The sequence below is a fragment of the Kribbella sp. NBC_00709 genome, from assembly GCF_036226565.1.
GTDB lineage: Bacteria > Actinomycetota > Actinomycetes > Propionibacteriales > Kribbellaceae > Kribbella.
Genome location: NZ_CP108996.1, coordinates 4,987,433 through 5,006,847 on the forward strand (window position 1 = coordinate 4,987,433; position 19,415 = coordinate 5,006,847).

The following is a 19,415-nucleotide window of genomic DNA, read 5'->3' on the forward strand; positions in this document are numbered from 1 at the left end:
GCCGGAAGGTTGCCGCATGTTCACCATCGGAGACTTCGCCGCGTTCGGTCAGGTGTCCGCGCGGATGCTGCGGCACTACGACGCGCTCGGGCTGTTGCGCCCGGCCGTCGTCGACCAGGCGAGCGGCTACCGGTTCTACTCGGCCGACCAGTTCAGCCGGCTGAACCGGATCGTCGCGCTCAAGGATCTCGGGTTCAGCCTGCAGCAGGTCGGCGAGATCGTCGACGCGAAGCTGTCCGCCGAGGAACTGCGCGGCATGCTGCGGTTGCGGCAGGCCCAGCTCGAGGACGAGCTGGCCCGCAGTACCGCGCGACTGACGAGCGTCGAGGCGAGGCTCCGACTCATCGAGAGGGAAGGTCACATGCCTACCGACGACGTCGTCCTCAAGCACATCGCCCCGACCCAGGTCGCCGAGCTGTCCGCGATCTCACCGAGCTACGACGGTGAGGACATCGGCCCAGTGCTGCAACCGTTGTTCGGCCAGCTCTTCGAACGCCTCGGTGCGGCCGGTGTCGATCCGTGCGGATCACCGGTCGCGTACTACGAGGCCGCCGACGGCGAGGCGGTCCGCGTCCACGCCGCCGTACCCGTCGACGCCGGCACCACCGCCGACGTCGACTTCCTCGAGCTGCCCGGGATCACGCAGGCGGCCACCATCGTCCACAAGGGCGACATGATGGAGGCCGACCGCAGCATGCAGACGCTGGCGCGGTGGATCGAGGACAACGGCTACCGCAGCCAGGGGTACGCGCGGGAGGTGACGCTCGAGTTCGATCCGGAGAACCCGGCGAACTGGGTGCACGAGTTCCAGATCCCGGTCACAAAGCCAAGCTGACCGTCGCGAACGAATGCGGCGGCAGGCTGACCCGTAGACCGCGGGGCTCCGGCTCCACTCCGAGCGGGGCCGGAGCCACCACGTCCGGATCGGCGACCGTGTTGTACGCCTGCGGTTTCGATGCCGTCAGCAACCGTCCGGCCGGGTCCCGCACCTGCGCACCCCGCAGATCGAGTATGACGTCCACCGGCGCGACCGGATCCAGATTGCTGACCGACACCAAGGCCCGCCCGTCCTTCACCGACGCGGACGCCGACAGCAGCTCCATCGAGTCGTACGTCGGCTGCTCGACCACATGCACCGGTACGGCGGTCGCGTCGTGATGCCCCTTGTTCATCTCGAACACGTGGTACGTCGGCGTCCGCACCAAACCACCGTCGTTGTCCGTCAGCAGCATCGCCTGCAGGACGTTGACGGTCTGCGCGATATTCGCCATCACCAACCGCTCCGCGTGCTTGTGGAACACGTCGAAGTGCAGGCTCGCCACCAGCGCGTCCCGCATCGCGTTCTGCTGGTACAGGAAGCCCCGGTTCGTCCCCGGCTCGACGTCCCACCACGTGCCCCACTCGTCCAGCACCAGACCGAGCTTGCGCTCCGGGTCGTACGCGTCCATCAGTGCGGAATGCCCGCGGAGGACCCGGTCGATGTCCTGGGCCTTGCGGATCGTCTCGTAGTACTCGTCGAGACCGAAGTCGGTGGCGCTGCCCTTGTGGTCCCACGTCCCCGCGACCGTGTAGTAGTGGACCGAGATCGCCTGGAAGAGGTTCTTCGGACCGCGTTCACAGCCCAAGCAGCTGACCGCCTTCAGCAACGCCTCGGTCCAGGCCAGATCGTCGTCGGAGGCGCCGGCCGCGATCCGGTACAGCTTGTTGTCGCCGTGGTCCTTCAGGAACGTCGCGTACTGGCGGGCCAGGTCGGCGTACGCCTCGGCCCGCATGTTCCCGCCGCAGCCCCAGGTCTCGTTGCCGATCCCCCAGAACGGCACCTTCCACGGCTCGTCCCGGCCGTTCGCCTTGCGCTCGCGGACCATCGGGCTGTCGCCGTCGCGGGTCAGGTACTCGACCCACTCGCTCATCTCCCGCACGGTCCCGCTGCCGACGTTCCCGTTCACGTACGGCGCCGCGCCGAGCAGCTCGCACAACGCCAGGAACTCGTGGGTGCCGAAGTGGTTGTTCTCCTCGACGTTGCCCCAATGCGTGTTCACCATCGACGGCCGGTCCGCCTTCGGCCCGATGCCGTCCTGCCAGTGGTACTCGTCCGCGAAGCACCCGCCCGGCCAGCGCAGGTTCGGGATCTCCAGCGCCCGCAGGGCCTCGACCACATCGAGCCGGATACCGCCCTCGTTCGGCAGCCCGGAGTCCTCACCGACGTAGAAACCCCCGTAGATACACCTCCCGAGGTGCTCGGCGAAGTGACCGTACAGATGCCGGCTGATGGTCGGACCCGGCACGTCGAGATCGATCACGACCCGGGCTGCAGATGCTGTGGACAACAGGTAGCTCCTCTTTTACGTAGGGTAGGCGACATGAAGAAGGGGACGACCGCCGTGACGATGGCCGATGTCGCGCGGTCCGCGGGGGTGTCCACGATGACCGTGTCGAACGTGATCAACGGGCGGCCGCGGGTCGGCGCCGCGACGCGCGAACGGGTCCTGGCCGCGATCGGCGACCTCGGGTACCAGGTCAACCTGGCCGCCCGGCACCTGCGCGCGGGCCGCACAGGTGTGGTCGGCCTCGCGGTCCCGGAGCTCGAGCGCCCGTACTTCGCCCAGCTGGCCGGCCGGCTCGCGGACCGGTTCGAGGCGCACGGGCTGCGCATCGTGATGGAGCGCACCGGCGCCAGCCGCGAGGGCGAGGCCGACGCGGTCTCGTTCTCCCGGCTGCGGATGTACGACGGTCTGGTCCTCAGCGTGGTCGACAGCGACCCGGCCGAGCTGACCCAGCTCCGCAACGACGCGCCGGTCGTGATGATCGGCGAGCGGGCGCTGCCGTCGAAGTACGAGCACGTGATGATGGACAACGTCGACGGTGCCCGGCAGGCCACTGCCCATCTGCTCGCCACTGGTGCAAGACGGATCGCGATGCTCGGCGGCAATCCCGACTGGACCGCGAACATGCCGGCCCTTCGCGCGGAGGGCTACGGGCTCGCGCACACCGACGCCGGCGTACCGATCGATCCGGAGCTGACGGTCCGCTGTCACTTCACGATGCAGCAGGGGTACGACGCGATCCGGTCGTTGCTCGATCGCCGGATCGGTTTCGACGCGGTGTTCGCGCTGACCGATGTGGTTGCCCTGGGCGCGCTTCGGGCCCTGGCCGATGCGAATCTGCGGGTTCCGGAGGACGTCCAGGTGATCGGCTTCGACGACATCGACGAGGCGCCGTACCTGGTCCCGGCGCTGTCCAGCATCAACCCGGGACACGAGGAGATGGCGGACTCGATCGTCGCGCTGCTGATGGCCCAGATCGGCGGCGGCCCGAGCGGCGATCCACAGGAACTGGTCGCGCCGGCCCGCCTGATCCTGCGCGGTACCACCAAGCCGGTCGTCTGACACCACGGTCCACCTCGTCACGCGGGGGAGGTCGCTGCTCAGATGTATATCGATAAACCACGGCGGTGACAAGACCTCGGCCCGGAACCGCTGCTGAGCGGTTGCCGGGCCGAGGGTGGGGGTGACTAGTTCGCGAGGAGCGCGGCGATCTCCGTCATCTGGTCGCTCTTGAGCGGGCCGAACGCCATTGCGCGGGCGTTCTCCTCGGCCTGTGCGACCGTCCGGAAGCCGGGGATCGGCACCGTCTTCGGACTCCGCGCCCACAGCCACGCGAGAGCGCCCTGTGCCAGCGTCCGCCCGTCGCTCTGCAGGAGCTCGCGGATCGCCGAGACCTTGTCCCACCACTCAGGTGCCGGTGCGCCGCCCTCGGTGAAGTACCGCAGCCAGGCCGGCGGCAGCGTCCGGATGTCCGCGCCGGTCGCCGGGCTGCTCGCGTCGCGACGGCCGAGGATCCCCATCCCGAGCGGGGTGCGGTTGATGCTCGCCAGGTTCTCGCGCTCGCAGAGCGCGAAGATGTCCGGAGCGTCGTGCAGAACGCTCGCCTCGTGCTGTACGGCGGCGCAGTGCTCGCCCTGGGCGAAGAGCTCCGCGCTGTGCAGGGTGTCGGTGCTCCACGCGTAGCCGCGGATCAGCCCTTCGCGCACGAGCTCCTCGCACGCCTCGCGGAGCGGCAACGCGATCTCGTCGGTGGTGTCGTAGTGCAGCTGATACAGATCCAGATAGTCGGTCCCGAGCCGCTCGAGCGAAGCCCGGACGGCCTTGTGCACGTACTCCGGTGTCGCGTCCCGGCCGTCCATGATCCGGGTCGACTCGTCGAACAGATTGCCCCACTTGGTGGCGATCACCACCTGGTCGCGCAGGCCCGCGAGCGCCTTCCCGAGCACCCGCTCGCTGTGACCCGCGCCGTACACATCGGCGGTGTCGAAGAAGGTCACCCCGAGCTCGACCGCCCGCCGGATCGCCCGCACCGACTCGTCGTCGTCGACCTCGCCCCAGCCCAGCGGTTCACCGGCCGGGTTGCTGAACGGACCGCCGATCGCCCAGCACCCGAATCCGGCCGGGCTGACCTCGATCCCTGCTCGTCCCAATCCGCGCATCTCCATACCGTCGACTCAACCAGCCGGCTGATCATCCGTCCAATGAATCTTATGGTACCGGTTGATGCACTCAGCGCATCAACCGGCGCCAAGGGTTTACCGTCCGGCAACTGTTAGGTAACCTTCCTAACAATTCTGCTCCGCGCCCCCGGAGGTACATCATGAGATTGCGTCTACTTGCGCTGGTGCTGCCCGCCGGTCTGCTTGCCGCGCTAGGTGGCTCCGTCGCCGATGCCCGGACCAACGCAGACACCCTGCTCTCGCAGGGCAAACCGGTCATTGCCTCAAGCATCGAAAGCGACACCCTGGCCGCGGTCCGTGCGGTCGACGGCAACACGTCGACCCGCTGGGCCAGTGCCGAGAGTTCCGATCCACAGTGGATCCGGGTCGATCTCGGCCAGCCGGCCACGATCGGCCGGGTCAAGCTCAGCTGGGAAGCCGCGTACGCGAAGGCGTACCGGATCGAGGTCTCCGACGACGGGACCACGTTCAGTTCGGTCAAGGAGGTTGCGAATGGCAACGGTGCGACCGACGACCTGACCGGCCTGCAGGCGCACGGCCGGTATCTCCGCTTGGTCGGCACCCAGCGCGCAACGTCGTACGGCTACTCGCTGTGGGAGCTGGAGGTCTACGGAACGACAGACTCGACTGGCGACACCGAGGCTCCGACCGTCCCGACCGGCCTGAAGAGCACCGGCGCCACGGCCGCCTCGGTCGCCCTCAGTTGGTCTGCCTCGATCGACAACGTGGGGGTGAGCGGGTACGACGTACTGCGTGATGGCAGTGTCGTCGCGTCGACACCCGGGACGCAGTACAACGACACCGGGCTGACCGCGAACACGTCGTACCGCTACTCGGTGCGGGCGCGGGACCTGGCCGGCAACGTGTCGGCGGCGAGTGATCCGATCACGGTCACGACGAGCGCGGGTGGCACCGGCGGCTTCGTGCTGGCGGCGGCCGGCGACATCGCGGACCGCTGCACGGCGTCCGACTCGAGCTGCATCCATCCGAAGACCGCCAAGCTGGTCGAGGCGATCAAACCGGCCGCGGTGCTGACGATCGGCGACAACCAGTACGACGACGCGCACTTGTCGGACTTCCAGAACTACTACGCGAAGACCTGGGGCAAGTTCAAGAACATCACGCATCCGATCCCCGGCAACCACGAGACCTACGACGACGTGCCGTTCGACGGGTATCACAAGTACTTCGGCTCGATCGCGACGCCGCAGGGCAAGAACTACTACAGCTGGGAGCTCGGCAACTGGCACTTCGTCGCGCTCGACTCGAACGACTTCGTGAAGGAGGACGACCTGCGCGAGCCGGCCCAGCTGACCTGGCTGAAGCAGGACCTCGCGAAGAACACGAAGGGCTGCATCGCGGCGTACTACCATCATCCCCGCTTCAGTTCGGGTGACCACGGCGACAATCCCGACGCCGCGCCGCTGTGGCAGACTCTGGTGTCCGCCAAGGCCGACCTCGTGCTGAACGGGCACGACCACCACTACGAACGCTTCCTGCCGCAGAACGCGAACGGCACCCCGGATCCGAACGGACCGATGCAGATCATCGGCGGCATGGGCGGAGCGCCGTTGTACCCGGTGCACTCCGCGCATCCCGCGACCGCGAAGATCATCTCGGACTTCGGGGTGCTGAAGCTCTCGATGACCGACACGACGTTCACCAGCCAGCTGATCGGTCTGGACGGGAAGGTCCTGGACAGCAGCCCGACGTACACCTGCCACTGATGTACCTCGCGTCCGTCGGCCCGCTGCGGACACCGCTGCGGCGGGTCCCCGGGAATGTCGTTGCCCTCGGCATCGTCAGCCTGGTGACCGACGTGTCGGCCGAGATGGTGACCGCGATCCTGCCGTTGTACCTGGTCTTCGGGCTCGGGCTGAACCCGCTGCAGTTCGGCCTGCTCGACGGCTTGTACGCCGGAGCGACCGCGGTACTGCGCCTGGCCGGCGGACATCTGGCCGACCGCTGGCAACGGTTGAAGACCGTCGCCGGCATCGGCTACGCGCTCTCGGCGATCTCGAAACTCGGGTTTCTCGCGGCCGGGTCCACGGTGCCGGCGATCGGCGCGGTGCTCGCCATCGACCGCGCGGGCAAGGGGATCCGGACGGCGCCCCGGGACGCGCTGATCTCGTTGAGCAGCGCGCCGGAGACGATGGGCCGCTCGTTCGGTGTCCATCGCGCGCTGGACACAGTCGGCGCCTTCCTCGGCCCGCTGGTCGCCACGGCGGTGCTGTGGGCCAGCCTCGGCGACTACAACTCGATCTTCGTCACCAGCTTCTGCCTGGCGGCCTGTGCCGTCATCGTCCTGACTACCTTCGTCCGAGACCACTCGCCTCCATCACCGACACCAGCTCAGCTGCCGGTCTTCGGTCTGCTGCGGGACCGGAGCTTCCGGCGATGCTGTCTCTGGGCGGCTGCGCTCGGTCTGTTCACGATCACCGACTCGTTCGTGTACCTCGCCGTGCAGCGCCGATGGGATATCAACACCAACCTCTTCCCCCTGCTGCCACTCGGCACAGCCGGCACCTTCCTCCTGCTCGCCATCCCACTCGGCCGCCTCGGCGACCGCATCGGCCGCTGGAAGATCTTCCTCGGCGGCCATCTGGCCCTGATCCTCGCCCTGCTGATCATCTGCAGCCCGACCGGCAGTTGGTGGATCGTCCTCGCCCTCCACGGAACCTTCTATGCCGCGACCGACGGCGTACTCCCCGCGGCGGTCGGGCCACTCGTTCCCGAACACCTCCGCGCCAGCGGCCTCGCCGTACTGCAGACCGGCCAAGCCGTGGCGCGAATGGCCGCCGCCGTCACCGTCGGCCTGCTCTGGACCCTCTGGGACCTCCGCCCTGCCATCCTCGCCGTCACGCTCGCCCTGCTTGCAGTCACCATCGCCGCAGCGGTCTTCAAACCCCTGGAGGTACGCCGATGAGCCGCCGACTCCTCCTCACTGCGGTCGCTGTCCTCGCGCTCCTCGGTGGAGCGATCACGTACGTCATCCAGGCCCGCAGCGGTGGCGCGACCGCGAACGCCGTACCGGTTCTCACCGGTCAGCCGATGACGCTCGATGCTAAGACCCTCTTCTTCCGCAACCTCGCCGATGGACCCGACTCCGGCAAGTTGGCCGCCGTACCGGTGGGGGATCCAGGCGCGGCCCGGCGCGTGGGGGAGCTGCACTGCGACCGGTTCGCCGCGGCCGGCAGTACGGCGATCTGTTTGCGACTGAGGCCGGGCTCGCTGCCGCCGTTGACGGAGATGATCGTGCTGGATACGAACCTGCGCGAACTGCATCGCGAGACGTTGCCGGGGACACCGAGCCGGGCCCGGGTCTCGCCGGACGGGCGCATCGTGAACTGGACCCTCTTCGTCACCGGGGACTCGTACGCCGCGACCGGCTTCTCCACCCGGACCGGGCTCTACGAGGTGGACACCGGGCGATTGGTGAAGACCATCGAGGAGCTCGCGGTCTTCGTGCACGGGAAGCGGTACTTCGCCTCGGACGTGAACTACTGGGGCATCACCTTCGGCGCCGATGGCAACCGCTTCTACGTGACGCTGGGCAGCAAGGGGAAGACCTACCTGATCGAGGCCGACTACCGCGCGTACCGCGGCACCGCGATCGCCGAGAACGTCGAATGCCCGTCCCTGTCACCCGACGGCCGGCGGATCGCCTTCAAGCAGAAGGTTGCCACCGGCACCTGGCGGCTGGCGATCCTCGACCCGACCACCCACCGGATCACCCACCCGGCCGAACCTCGCTCCATCGACGACCAGCCCGTCTGGCAGGGAAACTCCACCCTCCTCTACCCGGTCCGCAACGCCGCCGGCACCCTGGACATCTGGTCCGTCCGCCTCACCACAGCCCCCGAACTCCTCATCGCGGCAGCAACCACACCCTCACTCGGCTAGCGCACCTCTCCCACCCCCGCGCGCATTTGATGGGTGAACCAGCCAGTTTGCTGGGTCTGCCCACCAGATCTGGGGTTCCTGACCCTGAATGACGGTGGCAAACCCCCGATTTGACTGGCTGACCCACGAAATTGACTGGCTGACCCACGAAATTGGCTGGTTCGGCGAGCGGACGGGATCGGAGCGGAGTCGGTGCCTCAGCTAGCTGTTACGCCCTGGGCTCGGGCGGCGAGGGCGCGGTTCATGGCGTCGAACTGGGGCTTGATCGTGTTCTTCAGCATCGACTGCGTGAACGGGATCGCCGCGCCGGTGAACTTCTCCTCCTGGACCAGGTGCGTGCGGCCACCCGGCAGGGCGGTCAGCCGGTACGAATGCTCGCCGGTGAACAACGCACCCGGCGGCACCTTGCCGACCCAGCGGAGCTCCTTGCCGGGAACGACAGCGAGCAGCGTCGGGGTGAACTTGGTTTCGCCGCCCTTGGTGTCGCGGAGCACGTTGGTGATCTTGTCGCCGACCTTCAGGTCACCGGTCGAGGAGATGATGAACGGATTCCACTCCGGGTAGGCCTGGCGGTCCGTGAGCACCTTCCAGACCTGCTCGGGGGACGCGTCGATGTCGAGCTCGGTGTGCAGGGTGAACGGGCGGACGACCGTGTAGACGGTGTAGCCGGCCAGCAGGACGAGAACGCTGCCGAGGACAACGAGGAACTTCTTCATGACTTCTTCTCCGGTCCGAGAGTGCTGAGCACCAGCGCCCTCACGTAGGCGGGATCGATCGGCTCACCCGTGATGAGGAGCCGGTAGTACAGCGGTCCGACCAGCTGGTCGACGACGACGCCGGGATCGGCGTGCGCGAGCAGCAGCCCGTCGGACTGGGCCTGGGCGATGATTGCGGCGACGGCCGCGTGACGCGCGCCCCAGAGGGCGCGGACGCTGTCGCCGACGCGCGGTTCGCGGGCGGCTGCGGCGGTGAGGTCGGCGACCAGCGTGGTCGGGATGGCCTCGAGGGTGGCGGCGATGCCGGTGACGAGCTCGGTGAGGTCGCGTCGCGCGTCGCCGCTCGGCTCGAACGGCACGGCGCTGCGCAGCCCGGCGATCATCGCGACCACCAGCTCGGCCTTGCTCGGCCAGCGCCGGTAGATCGTGGTCTTCGCCACCCCGGCCCGCTCGGCGACCCGGTCCACCGACATGCCGTCGTACCCACGGGCGCGCATCTCGGTCATGGCGGCGTCCAGCACCCGCCCCTCGACGCCGGCGTCGCGTGGCCGCCCTCGTCCCACCATCGCCATCCTCTTTTCGCTACTGCGGTGTCGAAAAGAACGGTAGCCCGGCCGGCTGATTTACGCAACCGCCGTATCGTAAAGGAATCACTGCCAGAGACTGTCAGGTTTTGCTGACACCGTTGGTCAGGTGACTTCGCGCACCAGACTGCTGCTGCCCGCAGCGTTCATCACGGCCCTCGGCAACAACATCCAGCTCCTCGGCGCCGCGTTGCTACTCGTCCGCGCGCAGGGGTCGATGCTGGACGTCGGCTGGCTGTTCATCGCCGTCGCCGTACCGCAGGCGGTCCTCTCGCCGCACTTCGGCCGCCTGGCCGACCGCTTCGACCGGCGCCGCCTGTGGGTGACCTGCGACGTGGTCAGCGCGGTGGCCGCTCTCGCGCTCCCGGTCGGCCTCGCCCTGGGCGCTTCCCGGCAACCCCTCGTCTACGCAACCAACTTCGCGTTGGCGATCGTCGCCGCCCAGTTCAACCCGGCGAGCGCCGCGCTGATCCGCGAACGGGTCCCCACCACCGAACTCCGCCACTTCAACGCCCACTACGAAATAGCCCTCCAGTCCGGCATGCTCTTGTCCGCCTCACTAGGCGGCATCGCCCTCCAGTACTTCGGCTCCAAACCCCTCTTCACCTTCAACGCCCTCACCTTCGCCCTGTCCGCGGTCCTGGTCCTGGCGGTGGGATCGAAACACCGCGTTGCCAGGCAGCCCGAGGCGTTGCTGCAGGCAACCATTCCCGAGGTGCGCGCGACCACCGCGGGTCTTCCGCTTGGGGCGCTTGCTCTGTTGTTCGGGCAAGGGCTTGTTGTTGTCACCGTCTTCAACGCCTTGCTTCCTGTGTTGCTGATCGGGGAGTGGCATCGTGGGCCGGCTGTGCTTGGTGTGGTTGATGCTGTGGGCGGCGCCGGGTTCCTGCTGGCTGCGGCGGCGTACCGGCGGTCCGCGGCTCGGCTGGGTGATCTCAGACTGGCGACGGGCGGGTTCCTGGTCTGTAGTGGCTTGCTGGTGCTTCAGCCGCTGTTCGGTGTGCCTGCGCTGATGGCGCTCGTCCTGCTCGGCGCGTTCCTGTTCGGCCAGGCCCGCATCGCGACCCGCTCGTTGCTGATGACCTCTGTGGACGAGTCGCGCGTCGGCCACGCGTTCGGAATCGCCAACGGATACGGCCTCGCCGCAACGATCGTCGTCATGCTGATCGCCTCGGTCGTCACCGGCCACACCGACACCCGCTACGGCTTCGCAGTACTCGCACTGATCAGCATCCTGTCCGCCGCCCTCGCCACCACCTGGATGTCAACCTTTTCCCGCCGGACCGCATCCAAAGAACATGGAGCGCGAGCAGTCGTTCGATCACCTGGCGGAGCGGTTTGACCGACTGGGCGAACTGACCGAGGATGCCGTCGCGGACTGGCTCCCGACCGTCCTTCCCGAACGCCGCCGCCGCGCCATAGATCTCGGCTGCGGCGCCGGCCGGCACGCGATCGTGCTGGCGGAGTACTTCGACCAGGTCGATGCCATCGACCTCTCCGGCCCGATGATCCGCCTCGCCCGCCGCAAGCGCCCGCGGCCGAACATCACGTACCTCGAGTCCAGCATCCTCGACACCGCCGGGCAGTACGACTTCGTCACCAGTTCCGCGACCCTCCATCACGTCACCGACCTCCCGGCCGTCCTCCGGCACATCCGCTCCCTGGTCGGCGTCGGCGGTCGCGCCGCCCTCACCGACACTGTCTCGCCGCGCCCCGCGAACCCGCGCTGGTGGCTGTACGGCGGCGAGGTCCGCAAGCTCGCCCGCAACCTGATCCACCGCAACCCCGACGCCTGGGAGATCTTCCGGCTCGGCACCGGCGACTGGCTCGATCACCGCGTCAGCGACCGGTACCTGAGCCGGGCCGGTTTCGAGCAGGCGTACGGCGCGGCGTTCCCGGGCGGCGCGTTCACGAGGGTCGGCGGCCAGCACGCGCTGGTCTGGCCGCGACCAGAAGTGACAGCACTTATATAAGTACTGTTATGATCGGCCCATGGACGACCCCACCGAGCAGAGTCTTTGGCGGCCGCTGCATGAACTGCTGGGCCGGATGGATGCCGAGATCGGGCGGATCTACGCCGACCGGGAGATCAAAGGCCTGAAGCCGAGCTATGTGCGCGAGCTGATCCAGCTGCACCTCAAGGGCCCGATGACGATCACCGAGCTGGCCGACGCGATCGGGCGGACGCACTCCGCGCTCAGTCAGAAGGTGTCCGCGATGCGCACCGCCGGCCTGGTCCGGACCGTGCCCGGCGCGGACGCGCGCAGCAAGAAGGTCACGCTCACGGCCAGGTCGAAGAAGCTCGTCGAGCTGCTGACCGCCGAGTGGCGGGCGACCGAGGCCGCGATCGCCGAGCTCGAGGCGGAGCTGCCCTACCCGATGACCAAGGTGGTCCAGGACATCGAACAAGCCCTGGCCCGGAAGAGCTTTCACGACCGCATCACCGAGAAGCTGCCGGAGGCCGACCGGTGAAGCACGCGTTCATCGACCTCGCCCCGCTGCGCGTGGTGCCGTACCGACGGCTGTGGATCGGCCAGGTGCTGTCCGGGTTCGGCGGTCAGCTCACGTTCGTCGCGGTGATGTTCCAGGTCTGGGACCAGACCTCGAGCCCGGCCTGGACCGGTGCGGTCGGCCTGGCGCAGGCACTGCCGCTGATCGTGCTCGGCCTGTTCGCGGGCAGCCTCGTCGACCGGCTCGAACGCCGGCGGATCTATCTGATCACCACCTGCGGACAGTTGCTCACAGCGACCGTGATGGCGAGCCAGTTGCTGATCGGCCGCGTGCCCGTCGGCGTGCTCCTCGCGCTCATCGCCGTACAGGCGGCGTTCGGTGCGACCGCCGGCCCGGTGGCGCGGACCGTGCTGCCGCAGCTGCTGTCGCGCGATCAGCTCGCCGCCGGGATCGCGCTCAACCGGATCGGGTTCCAGGGTGCGATGCTGATCGGACCGGCGCTCGGCGGCGTGATCATCGGCGTCTGGGGCGTCGGCGTCTGCTACCTGATCGACGCGCTCAGTTTCCTCGCCGCGCTGTACGGCGTACTCGGACTTCCCCGGATGCAGATCGAGGGGACCGCCAAGCCGGGACTGCGTGGGGTGTGGGACGGGTTGACGTTCGTGGCGTCGACGCCGGTGATCCGTGGGGCGCTGATCACCGATCTGGCGGCGACTGTCTTGTCGATGCCGATCAGCTTGTTCCCGGTGATCAATGCGGAGCGGTTCGGCAACAACCCGCGGACGCTGGGGTTGTTCCTGACCGCGATCGCCGTCGGTGGGGTCGCCGCGTCGTTGTTCTCCGGTTCGTTCACACGCCTGCCGCGGCACGGGCTCGTGATGCTGTGCGGGTCGGCGGGCTGGGGGATCGCGTTGCTGTTGTTCGCCTTCTCACCGGCCCCGTGGCTGGCGTTGGTGTGTCTGGCGTTCGCTGGTGCCGCGGACACGGTCGCTGTCGTCTCGCGGAGCACGATCGTTCAGCTGCACACGCCTTCGGAGTTGCTCGGCCGGGTCAGCGCCGCGGAGCAGATCGTCGGCCAGGCGGGTCCCGACCTCGGCAACCTGCGCGGCGGTGTGGTCGCGCAGCTCACGTCACCCGTCGCATCTCTCGCATCCGGTGCGCTGCTGTGTGTCGCAGCGGTTGCCGCAGTCGCCGCCAGTACGCCGGGACTGCGGAAGCCTGCCGTCACTCAGGACGCGTGAGTCCGACGGTGCGGAAGCCGGCGTTGCCCATCGAGGACTCCGGGGTGTTCGACGAACGGGCGGCGTTGCGGTAGCGGTTGCAGTACGAGTCGTGGCAGAGGTACGAGCCGCCGCGCATCACCCGGGCCGCGCCGAGCGACGGTCCGGGTGGATTCTCGGCGGGGGAGAACTTGTAGTACCGCGGGCCGAACCAGTCCGCGCACCATTCCCACACGTTCCCGACCGTCTGCCACAGTCCGTAGCCGTTCGGCTGGAAGGTACGGACCGGCGCCGTGGTGAGGAAGCCGTCCTCCTCGGTGTTCGTCCCCGGGAAGTCGCCCTGCCAGATGTTGCAGCGCCACTCGTCGTCGATGAGCTCGTCGCCCCACGGGTACCGCCGGCCGTCGAGGCCGCCACGGGACGCGTACTCCCACTCGGCCTCCGTCGGCAGCCGCCGCTGTCCCCACTTGCAGTACGCGACCGCGTCGTTCCAGCTCACATGGACGACGGGATGCTCGTCGAGCCCGTCCAGGTCGGATCGCGATCCGCCCGGGTGCCGCCAGTCGGCGCTGCGGACCCCGGCCCACCACGGCGTACCGGACGCCGGGCCCATCAGCTCGTCCGGCTCGGCGGCCAGGGCGAGATGGAATACCGCGGAGTACCCGAAAATCTCCGCCTCCGTCCGGTAGCCGGTCGCGTCGACGAACCGTGCGAAGTCCGCGTTCGTCACACTCGTCGCATCGATGCTGTACGGCGCCAGCTCGACCGTGTGCACCGGCGTCTCGCCGTCGGCGGCGTTCTCGTCGCCGTTGCTGTTGCCCATCGCGAACGTGCCACCCTCGAGCATCACCTGCTCGACCCCGTGCTCACCGCGCTCCGCCGGGGCCGGAGGAGGCGACGACACCTCACCACGGGAAGGCGCGCAGCAGGACGGATCCTCGTCGTTCATACGCCAAGCTTCTCAACTCGCACCGAAGCGAGGCGATGCGGGCTGCCGTGCGGGTCAGCTGAGGCTCGGTGGGCCCTGTTCGATTCGGCGCAGGACCGGCTCGAGGCGGTAGAAGTCGTTGCCGCGGATGAGTTGCCGCTCGTCCCACCAGGTCGCGCCCGCCTCGGCCAGGGGCTCGACCAGAGCGCGGGACTGAGCCGCGTCCGCCGGGCTGATCCCGCCGACGATCACGTCGTACGACGTACTCCGGTCCTCGCGCTGCGCCTGGATGAAGGCAACCAGCTCTCGCAACTCGTCGACGGGTGGGGCCTCGCCGTGGTTGGCGCTCGTGAACAGCGGTACGGCGCCGTCCCATCGCGCAGCTCGCCGCATCGGAGCCTTCCGCGGCCAGTAGCCGGCGATCCACACCGGCGGCCGTGGTGTCTGGACCGTCGCCGGCAGCAGCTCCACATCGTCGACCTGGTAGTGCTTGCCGGTGTGGTCGACCCGGTCACCGGCCCAGTACGCCGCCAGCAGGTCGAGACCCTCGTCCAGCCGCTCGGCCAGCACCTTCGGATCGGTCTCGTCGCCGAAGCTGCCGAACTCGTCCGCGATCGGTCCACCGAGCCCCGCGCCGAAGATCACCCGGCCGCCGCTCATCGCGTCCAGCGTGGCGACCTGCCGTGCGAGCTGCTCGGGCCGCCGCCGCGCGACCGGCGTGACCAGCGGACCGAGCTTGATCCGCGACGTCGCCAGCGCGGCCGCCGTCATCAGCATCCACGGGTCGCCGAACGGCTGCCCGCGCCGCTGCTCCTTGCTGTGCACGACGTGGTCCCAGAAGAAGAGCCCGTCCCAGCCGGCCTCCTCGGCGGCGGCCGCGACCCGCGCGACCGTGGGGGCGTCGGCGAAGTCACCGAAGTTCGGAATGTTGATCGAAAAGCGCATCGTCACTCGCCCAACCGTAGTTCGACAAAGGGGATCGTGTCGCCGGGCAGCAGGTACGTCTCCACCTCGACGAACCCGTGCGCCTTCGCGAACCGCAGTCCGTCCTCGTTGCTGGCGAGGATGTGTGTCTCGAAGGTGTCACCCAACTGCTGCCCGCGGTGCAGGCAGTGCTGATAGATCGCGTCGCCGAACCCGCGCCGCCGGAACTCCGGCAGCACCCGGGCGATCACGGTCACCGCCCTGGTCTCCTCTGACGGCGGCCGCACGGTCGAGCATCCCACCAGTACGTCGTCGTCGTACGCCACCTCGAGCACATTTCGCGTCACTCGCTCGCGGATGTCGGCGACCGACAGCGGCGCCGTCGGGATGATCTCGTTGTGCACCCGCTGCCAGTCCAGCAGCGTGGTGTCGTCCTCCACCGGCACGATCCGGAGCCCAGCCGTCATCCGGGCATAGTAACGTCCGGCTTTGTGCGGATTCTCTTTGTGGGTAACAGCTTCACCTCGCGGAACAACCTGCCTGGGTTGATCAAGGGACTGGCCGGTGCGCGGGGGATCGAGGTCGAGCACAAGCTGATCTCGGCGGGTGGTGCCTCGCTGCGGCAGCATCTCAACGCGGGCAAGGCGCTCGAGGCGATCGCCGGCGGCGGGTTCGACACCGTCGTACTGCAGGAGCAGAGCACGCTGCCGATCAAGAGTCCGGCCCGGTTCCGGGAGAGTGTGCGTGACTTCGACGCAGCGATCACCGCGGCCGGCGTGCGGACTGCGCTGTACCTGACCTGGGCGCGGCGGAACGCACCGGAGACGCAGCAGGCGCTCACCGATGCGTACGGCGGGGCCGCGATCGAGCTCGGGGCGAGTCTGATCCCGGTCGGACCGGTCTGGGAGCGGTTCCTCGCGACGCACGCTGAGCCTGCGCTGCACGACGCGGACAACAGCCATCCCGCTCTGGCCGGCAGCTATCTCGCTGCGTGCGTCTTCCTGATCGCTCTCCTGCAGGAGGACCCCGTCGGCATCGACGTACCGGTCAAGGGCCTCGACCCGGACACCGCCGCTGTGCTGCGTCAGGCTGCCTGGGACATCTGCAACGAGCTGGCCGGGTAAGGAAAACGCGGAAACATGTTGCCTTGACCGTGCCCCGCTTGTCAGGATGGGGCCGTGACGACGACAGATCAGGGACCGGCCGCACCGGTGGCGGAGACCGCGCTGCGCCCGCTCGGCCTGCGCGACGTACGACTCGACGGCAGCTTCCTCGGCGATCTGCAGGCAACCAACGGGACGGTCTCGATCCCGAAGGGCGCCGAGCATCTCGAGGAGCAGTGGGACAACTTCCGCAATGTCGCCAAGGGGGTGAAGGATGCGGAGTACCACGGGCCGAACTACGAGGACGGCGAGGCGTACAAGTGGCTCGAGGCGGTCGCGTGGGAGGCCGGCCGGAGCTCGGACCCACGGCTGGCCGACTGGTTGGAGGCGCGGACGGCGTTGATCGCGGCGGCGCAGGACGAGGACGGATACCTCGGCACGTTCGTGCAGTCGGGACGGCGCGACGAGCGGTACGGGCAGCTCGACTTCGACCACGAGATCTTCAACATGGGCGCGATGATCCAGTCCGCGGTCGCGCAGTACCGGGCGACCGGGCGGACCGCGTTGCTCGACGTCGCGCGGCGGGCGGGCGATCACCTGCAGCGGACGTTCGGCACCGGACCTGGGCAGCGCGAGGGGTTCTGCGGTCACCCGGTCGCCGAGTTGGCGATGGTCGAGCTCTATCGCGCGACCGGCGAGCAGCGGTACCTCGATCAGGCGAAGTACTTCGTCGACGCGCACGGCCGATCGATCCTTGCCCCTGGCAACCCGGGCCGCGCGGCGTACCTGTCGGACCGGATCCCGGTCCGGGAGACCGTCGCGCCCGAAGGGCACGCGGTCCGCGCGATCTACCTCGCGGCCGGCGCCACCGATGTCGCGATCGAGACCGGCGACACGGAGCTGCTCGCGTCGCTCGAGACGCAATGGCAGAACATGGTGCGGACGAAGATGTACGTCAACGGCGGCCTCGGCAGCCGCTGGGACGGTGAGTCGTTCGGCAATCCGTACGAGCTGCCCAACGACGTCGCGTACGGGGAGACCTGCGCGGCAGTCGCCAGTCTGCAATGGAGCTGGCGGTTGCTCCTGGCAACGGGCAAGGCGCAGTACGCCGATCTGATCGAGTGGCAGCTGTACAACGCCGTACTGCCTGGGGTCTCGCTCGATCGGTCGAAGTACTTCTATGTGAACGCGTTGCAGGTTCGTGCCGACTCCGACGATGCCGACAAGCGGGCCCCGGGCAACGGGCGCCAGCCGTGGTTCGGGACCAGCTGTTGCCCGACCAACCTGATGCGAACGTTCGCCTCACTCCAGCACTACGTTGCCACCAGCAACGAGCGTGGTGTGCAGATCCACCAGTACGCCGCCGGCTCGATCACCGTGGGCGACCTTCGATTGAGCGTCACCACCGACTACCCGTTGTCCGGTCGCGTCGTCATCACCGTCGACGAGCCTGCCGAGACCGCGATCAGCTTGCGGATCCCGGCATGGTCCGCCGGGGCCGAGATCACGGTCGGCGATGAGGTCGTCCCAGGCGTTGCAGGCGCCTACGCCACGGTCCGCCGGGCCTGGCAGGCCGGCGATCGCATCGTCCTCAACCTGCCGATGGCGCCGCGCCTCGTCCACGGTCACCCGCGGGTCGAAGGTATCCGCGGCTCGGTCGCCATCTGCCGCGGCCCCCTCCTGTACGCCGTCGAGCAGGCCGACCAGACCGTGCTCGTCGACGACCTGGTCCTGATCGGCAGCACGCTGGACGACGTACCGGGCACTGACCGCATCACTGCCCGCGGCGCCACCTGGCAACCACAGAGCGAGTTGTACGCCGACGTACCGGCAGCGCTCGGCGACGCCGTCCAGGTGACGGCGCTGCCGTACTACCAATGGGCCAACCGCGACGTCGGCCCGATGAAGGTGTGGTTGCCGTATCAGCCCGCGGTCTCGTCGGTCGAGGCGCGGACGACGAGCTGACAAGGCACCTGCTCGAGGCCGGCGTGCGGCCGTCCCTCGATTGCGTCGAGCAACCGTTGGGCGGCCACCCGGCCGACGTCCGCGAGCCGCAGGTCCACCGACGTCAGCGGCGGACGGGCGCCCTCGGCAATCAGCTCCCAGTTGTCCGTGCCGGTGATCGCGACGTCCTCCGGGATGCGGCGGCCGAGCTCCCGCAGGGCATCAGCGCCGCCGCGGGCGAGGAGATCGCTGCCGTAGTGGATCGCGTCGATGTCCGGGTTCTCGCGGAACAGGATGTGCGTCGCCTGCCGGCCCCATGCCTCGGTCCAGCCGCCGTACATCGCCATGCCGGTCAGCTCGAGCCCGGCCGCGGCGAGCGCCGAGGTGAGGCCCGCGTGCCGGCGCCGTGCCGGATCGAAGCGCTCCGGTCCGGTGACGTGCGCGATCTTGGTCCGGCCGATCCGGAGTAGATGCTCCGCGACCAGTCGTCCGGACGCGGTGTCGTCGACGACGACCGAGCAGTCCTTGTCGTCGGCCGACGGCGTCAACGCATACACGACCGGTACGTCGCGCGCGCCCGCCAGCGGAGGCCGGCGGTTGAAGTTGCGGCCGGTGACGATGAACCCGTCGACCCTGCGGCCGAGCAGGACGTCGACGTAATGCCGCTCGCGGATCGGATCGCCGCGGCTGTCGCAGAGGAACACCGAGATCCGGCCGGCCCCGAGCGCGTCCTCCGCGCCGAGCATCACCGGGACGCTGAACCGCTCGAAGCTGTCGGTGGTGATCATCCCGACCGTGTAGCTGCGCCGCTCGAACACGCTGCGGGCCAGCGCGTTCGGCCGGAAGTCGATCTCCTCGGCGGCCTGCCGGATCCGCTCCCGGGTCGCCTCGCTGATCTGGCCGGTGCCGTTGAGTGCCTTCGACACCGTGCCCGGTGACACCCCCGCCCGGGCCGCGACATCCCTGACCGTTGCCCGCCGCTCCTGACTCAACCGACCTCCTCAGTGCCAGTGTTTCCGGAAACAACCATACCTGCCAGGGCCGCCGATTCGCTCCTGTTACAACGTTGACCCTTGACCGATTTCGGCTCCGCTCCTATTGTCAGGAAACATGTTGCCGCCGTGTTTCGGTGGCCGTG

19 protein-coding genes are annotated in these 19,415 nt (G+C 68.6%); 11 read left to right on the top strand and 8 right to left on the bottom strand.

The features are described 5' to 3' along the window. The first annotated feature begins 16 nt into the window (after positions 1–16). A complete protein-coding gene (locus tag OHA18_RS24585; protein WP_328997633.1) occupies positions 17–835 on the top strand; it encodes a MerR family transcriptional regulator in 819 nt (272 codons plus the stop codon). On the opposite strand, the gene OHA18_RS24590 is transcribed toward OHA18_RS24585, so the two are convergent. Further along, the gene (locus OHA18_RS24590) at positions 819–2,327 is read right to left on the bottom strand and encodes an alpha-N-arabinofuranosidase (RefSeq protein WP_328997634.1); all 1,509 of its coding nucleotides are present in this window, start codon (positions 2,325–2,327) and stop codon (positions 819–821) included. The genes OHA18_RS24585 and OHA18_RS24590 overlap by 17 nt on opposite strands. 33 nt (positions 2,328–2,360) lie before the next feature. Between OHA18_RS24590 and OHA18_RS24595 the strand changes: the two genes are divergently transcribed. After that, a complete protein-coding gene (locus tag OHA18_RS24595; RefSeq protein WP_328997635.1) occupies positions 2,361–3,386 on the top strand; it encodes a LacI family DNA-binding transcriptional regulator in 1,026 nt (341 codons plus the stop codon). A 125-nt stretch (positions 3,387–3,511) separates the two neighbouring features. Here OHA18_RS24595 and OHA18_RS24600 read toward each other — a convergent pair whose 3' ends face one another. Beyond that, entirely contained in the window at positions 3,512–4,483 is a 972-nt protein-coding gene (locus OHA18_RS24600) for an aldo/keto reductase (RefSeq protein ID WP_328997636.1), read from the bottom strand. Positions 4,484–4,644: 161 nt separating this feature from the next. Between OHA18_RS24600 and OHA18_RS24605 the strand changes: the two genes are divergently transcribed. The 3 genes from OHA18_RS24605 to OHA18_RS24615 are packed head-to-tail and all read left to right on the top strand — an operon-like array spanning position 4,645 to position 8,407. Continuing rightward, a complete protein-coding gene (locus OHA18_RS24605) occupies positions 4,645–6,231 on the top strand; it encodes a discoidin domain-containing protein (protein WP_328997637.1) in 1,587 nt (528 codons plus the stop codon). Next, complete coding sequence (locus OHA18_RS24610; protein WP_328997638.1) at positions 6,231–7,430, top strand: MFS transporter; 1,200 nt, start codon at positions 6,231–6,233, stop codon at positions 7,428–7,430. Before OHA18_RS24605 ends, OHA18_RS24610 begins: the two co-directional genes overlap by 1 nt. Beyond that, positions 7,427–8,407: a TolB family protein gene (locus tag OHA18_RS24615; protein WP_328997639.1), complete on the top strand. Its 981-nt coding sequence runs from the start codon at positions 7,427–7,429 to the stop codon at positions 8,405–8,407. The genes OHA18_RS24610 and OHA18_RS24615 overlap by 4 nt, the downstream gene beginning before the upstream one ends. 197 nt (positions 8,408–8,604) lie before the next feature. Here the strand turns inward: OHA18_RS24615 and OHA18_RS24620 are convergent, their stop codons facing one another. Both OHA18_RS24620 and OHA18_RS24625 read right to left on the bottom strand, forming a co-directional pair. Continuing rightward, positions 8,605–9,123 (bottom strand): SRPBCC domain-containing protein, encoded by a 519-nt coding sequence (locus OHA18_RS24620; protein ID WP_328997640.1) that lies wholly within the window; start codon positions 9,121–9,123, stop codon positions 8,605–8,607. Next, entirely contained in the window at positions 9,120–9,689 is a 570-nt protein-coding gene (locus OHA18_RS24625; RefSeq protein WP_328997641.1) for a TetR/AcrR family transcriptional regulator, read from the bottom strand. The genes OHA18_RS24620 and OHA18_RS24625 overlap by 4 nt, the downstream gene beginning before the upstream one ends. 127 nt (positions 9,690–9,816) lie before the next feature. On the opposite strand from OHA18_RS24625, the gene OHA18_RS24630 reads away from it, so the two are divergent. From OHA18_RS24630 to OHA18_RS24645, 4 genes are read left to right on the top strand one after another with little or no spacing between them, the layout of a single operon-like run. After that, complete coding sequence (locus OHA18_RS24630; protein WP_328997642.1) at positions 9,817–11,049, top strand: MFS transporter; 1,233 nt, start codon at positions 9,817–9,819, stop codon at positions 11,047–11,049. Continuing rightward, entirely contained in the window at positions 11,006–11,680 is a 675-nt protein-coding gene (locus tag OHA18_RS24635) for a class I SAM-dependent methyltransferase (RefSeq protein ID WP_328997643.1), read from the top strand. The genes OHA18_RS24630 and OHA18_RS24635 overlap by 44 nt, the downstream gene beginning before the upstream one ends. A gap of 19 nt (positions 11,681–11,699) precedes the next feature. Further along, positions 11,700–12,179, top strand: a complete 480-nt coding sequence (locus tag OHA18_RS24640; protein ID WP_328997644.1) for a MarR family winged helix-turn-helix transcriptional regulator — start codon at positions 11,700–11,702, stop codon at positions 12,177–12,179. Beyond that, positions 12,176–13,399, top strand: coding sequence for an MFS transporter (locus OHA18_RS24645; protein WP_328997645.1), 1,224 nt, complete (start codon positions 12,176–12,178; stop codon positions 13,397–13,399). Before OHA18_RS24640 ends, OHA18_RS24645 begins: the two co-directional genes overlap by 4 nt. On the opposite strand, the gene OHA18_RS24650 is transcribed toward OHA18_RS24645, so the two are convergent. The 3 genes from OHA18_RS24650 to OHA18_RS24660 are packed head-to-tail and all read right to left on the bottom strand — an operon-like array spanning position 13,383 to position 15,697. Next, on the bottom strand, positions 13,383–14,327 hold the full coding sequence (locus tag OHA18_RS24650) for a formylglycine-generating enzyme family protein (RefSeq protein WP_328997646.1): 945 nt from the start codon (positions 14,325–14,327) through the stop codon (positions 13,383–13,385). The genes OHA18_RS24645 and OHA18_RS24650 overlap by 17 nt on opposite strands. Before the next feature lie 54 nt (positions 14,328–14,381). Further along, positions 14,382–15,251 (bottom strand): LLM class flavin-dependent oxidoreductase, encoded by an 870-nt coding sequence (locus OHA18_RS24655; RefSeq protein WP_329006159.1) that lies wholly within the window; start codon positions 15,249–15,251, stop codon positions 14,382–14,384. A gap of 2 nt (positions 15,252–15,253) precedes the next feature. Then, positions 15,254–15,697, bottom strand: a complete 444-nt coding sequence (locus tag OHA18_RS24660) for a GNAT family N-acetyltransferase (protein ID WP_328997647.1) — start codon at positions 15,695–15,697, stop codon at positions 15,254–15,256. A gap of 24 nt (positions 15,698–15,721) precedes the next feature. Between OHA18_RS24660 and OHA18_RS24665 the strand changes: the two genes are divergently transcribed. Further along, complete coding sequence (locus tag OHA18_RS24665; protein WP_328997648.1) at positions 15,722–16,354, top strand: hypothetical protein; 633 nt, start codon at positions 15,722–15,724, stop codon at positions 16,352–16,354. Positions 16,355–16,408: 54 nt separating this feature from the next. Continuing rightward, positions 16,409–18,298 carry a glycoside hydrolase family 127 protein gene (locus OHA18_RS24670; RefSeq protein ID WP_328997649.1) on the top strand — a complete coding sequence of 630 codons (1,890 nt, stop codon included), beginning with the start codon at positions 16,409–16,411 and terminating at the stop codon, positions 18,296–18,298. Here the strand turns inward: OHA18_RS24670 and OHA18_RS24675 are convergent. Then, positions 18,256–19,269: a LacI family DNA-binding transcriptional regulator gene (locus OHA18_RS24675; protein WP_328997650.1), complete on the bottom strand. Its 1,014-nt coding sequence runs from the start codon at positions 19,267–19,269 to the stop codon at positions 18,256–18,258. The genes OHA18_RS24670 and OHA18_RS24675 overlap by 43 nt on opposite strands. Positions 19,270–19,415: the final 146 nt, after the last annotated feature.

Excerpts from the sequence above, each read along its gene's own strand:
- OHA18_RS24585 (WP_328997633.1), top strand. The coding sequence starts at position 17 with ATGTTCACCATCGGAGACTTCGCCGCGTTCGGTCAGGTGTCCGCGCGG.
- OHA18_RS24595 (WP_328997635.1), top strand. The coding sequence starts at position 2,361 with ATGAAGAAGGGGACGACCGCCGTGACGATGGCCGATGTCGCGCGGTCC.
- OHA18_RS24600 (WP_328997636.1), bottom strand. The coding sequence starts at position 4,483 with ATGCGCGGATTGGGACGAGCAGGGATCGAGGTCAGCCCGGCCGGATTC.
- OHA18_RS24605 (WP_328997637.1), top strand. The coding sequence starts at position 4,645 with ATGAGATTGCGTCTACTTGCGCTGGTGCTGCCCGCCGGTCTGCTTGCC.
- OHA18_RS24610 (WP_328997638.1), top strand. The coding sequence starts at position 6,231 with ATGTACCTCGCGTCCGTCGGCCCGCTGCGGACACCGCTGCGGCGGGTC.
- OHA18_RS24615 (WP_328997639.1), top strand. The coding sequence starts at position 7,427 with ATGAGCCGCCGACTCCTCCTCACTGCGGTCGCTGTCCTCGCGCTCCTC.
- OHA18_RS24620 (WP_328997640.1), bottom strand. The coding sequence starts at position 9,123 with ATGAAGAAGTTCCTCGTTGTCCTCGGCAGCGTTCTCGTCCTGCTGGCC.
- OHA18_RS24625 (WP_328997641.1), bottom strand. The coding sequence starts at position 9,689 with ATGGTGGGACGAGGGCGGCCACGCGACGCCGGCGTCGAGGGGCGGGTG.
- OHA18_RS24635 (WP_328997643.1), top strand. The coding sequence starts at position 11,006 with ATGGAGCGCGAGCAGTCGTTCGATCACCTGGCGGAGCGGTTTGACCGA.
- OHA18_RS24640 (WP_328997644.1), top strand. The coding sequence starts at position 11,700 with ATGGACGACCCCACCGAGCAGAGTCTTTGGCGGCCGCTGCATGAACTG.
- OHA18_RS24650 (WP_328997646.1), bottom strand. The coding sequence starts at position 14,327 with ATGAACGACGAGGATCCGTCCTGCTGCGCGCCTTCCCGTGGTGAGGTG.
- OHA18_RS24655 (WP_329006159.1), bottom strand. The coding sequence starts at position 15,251 with ATGCGCTTTTCGATCAACATTCCGAACTTCGGTGACTTCGCCGACGCC.
- OHA18_RS24660 (WP_328997647.1), bottom strand. The coding sequence starts at position 15,697 with ATGACGGCTGGGCTCCGGATCGTGCCGGTGGAGGACGACACCACGCTG.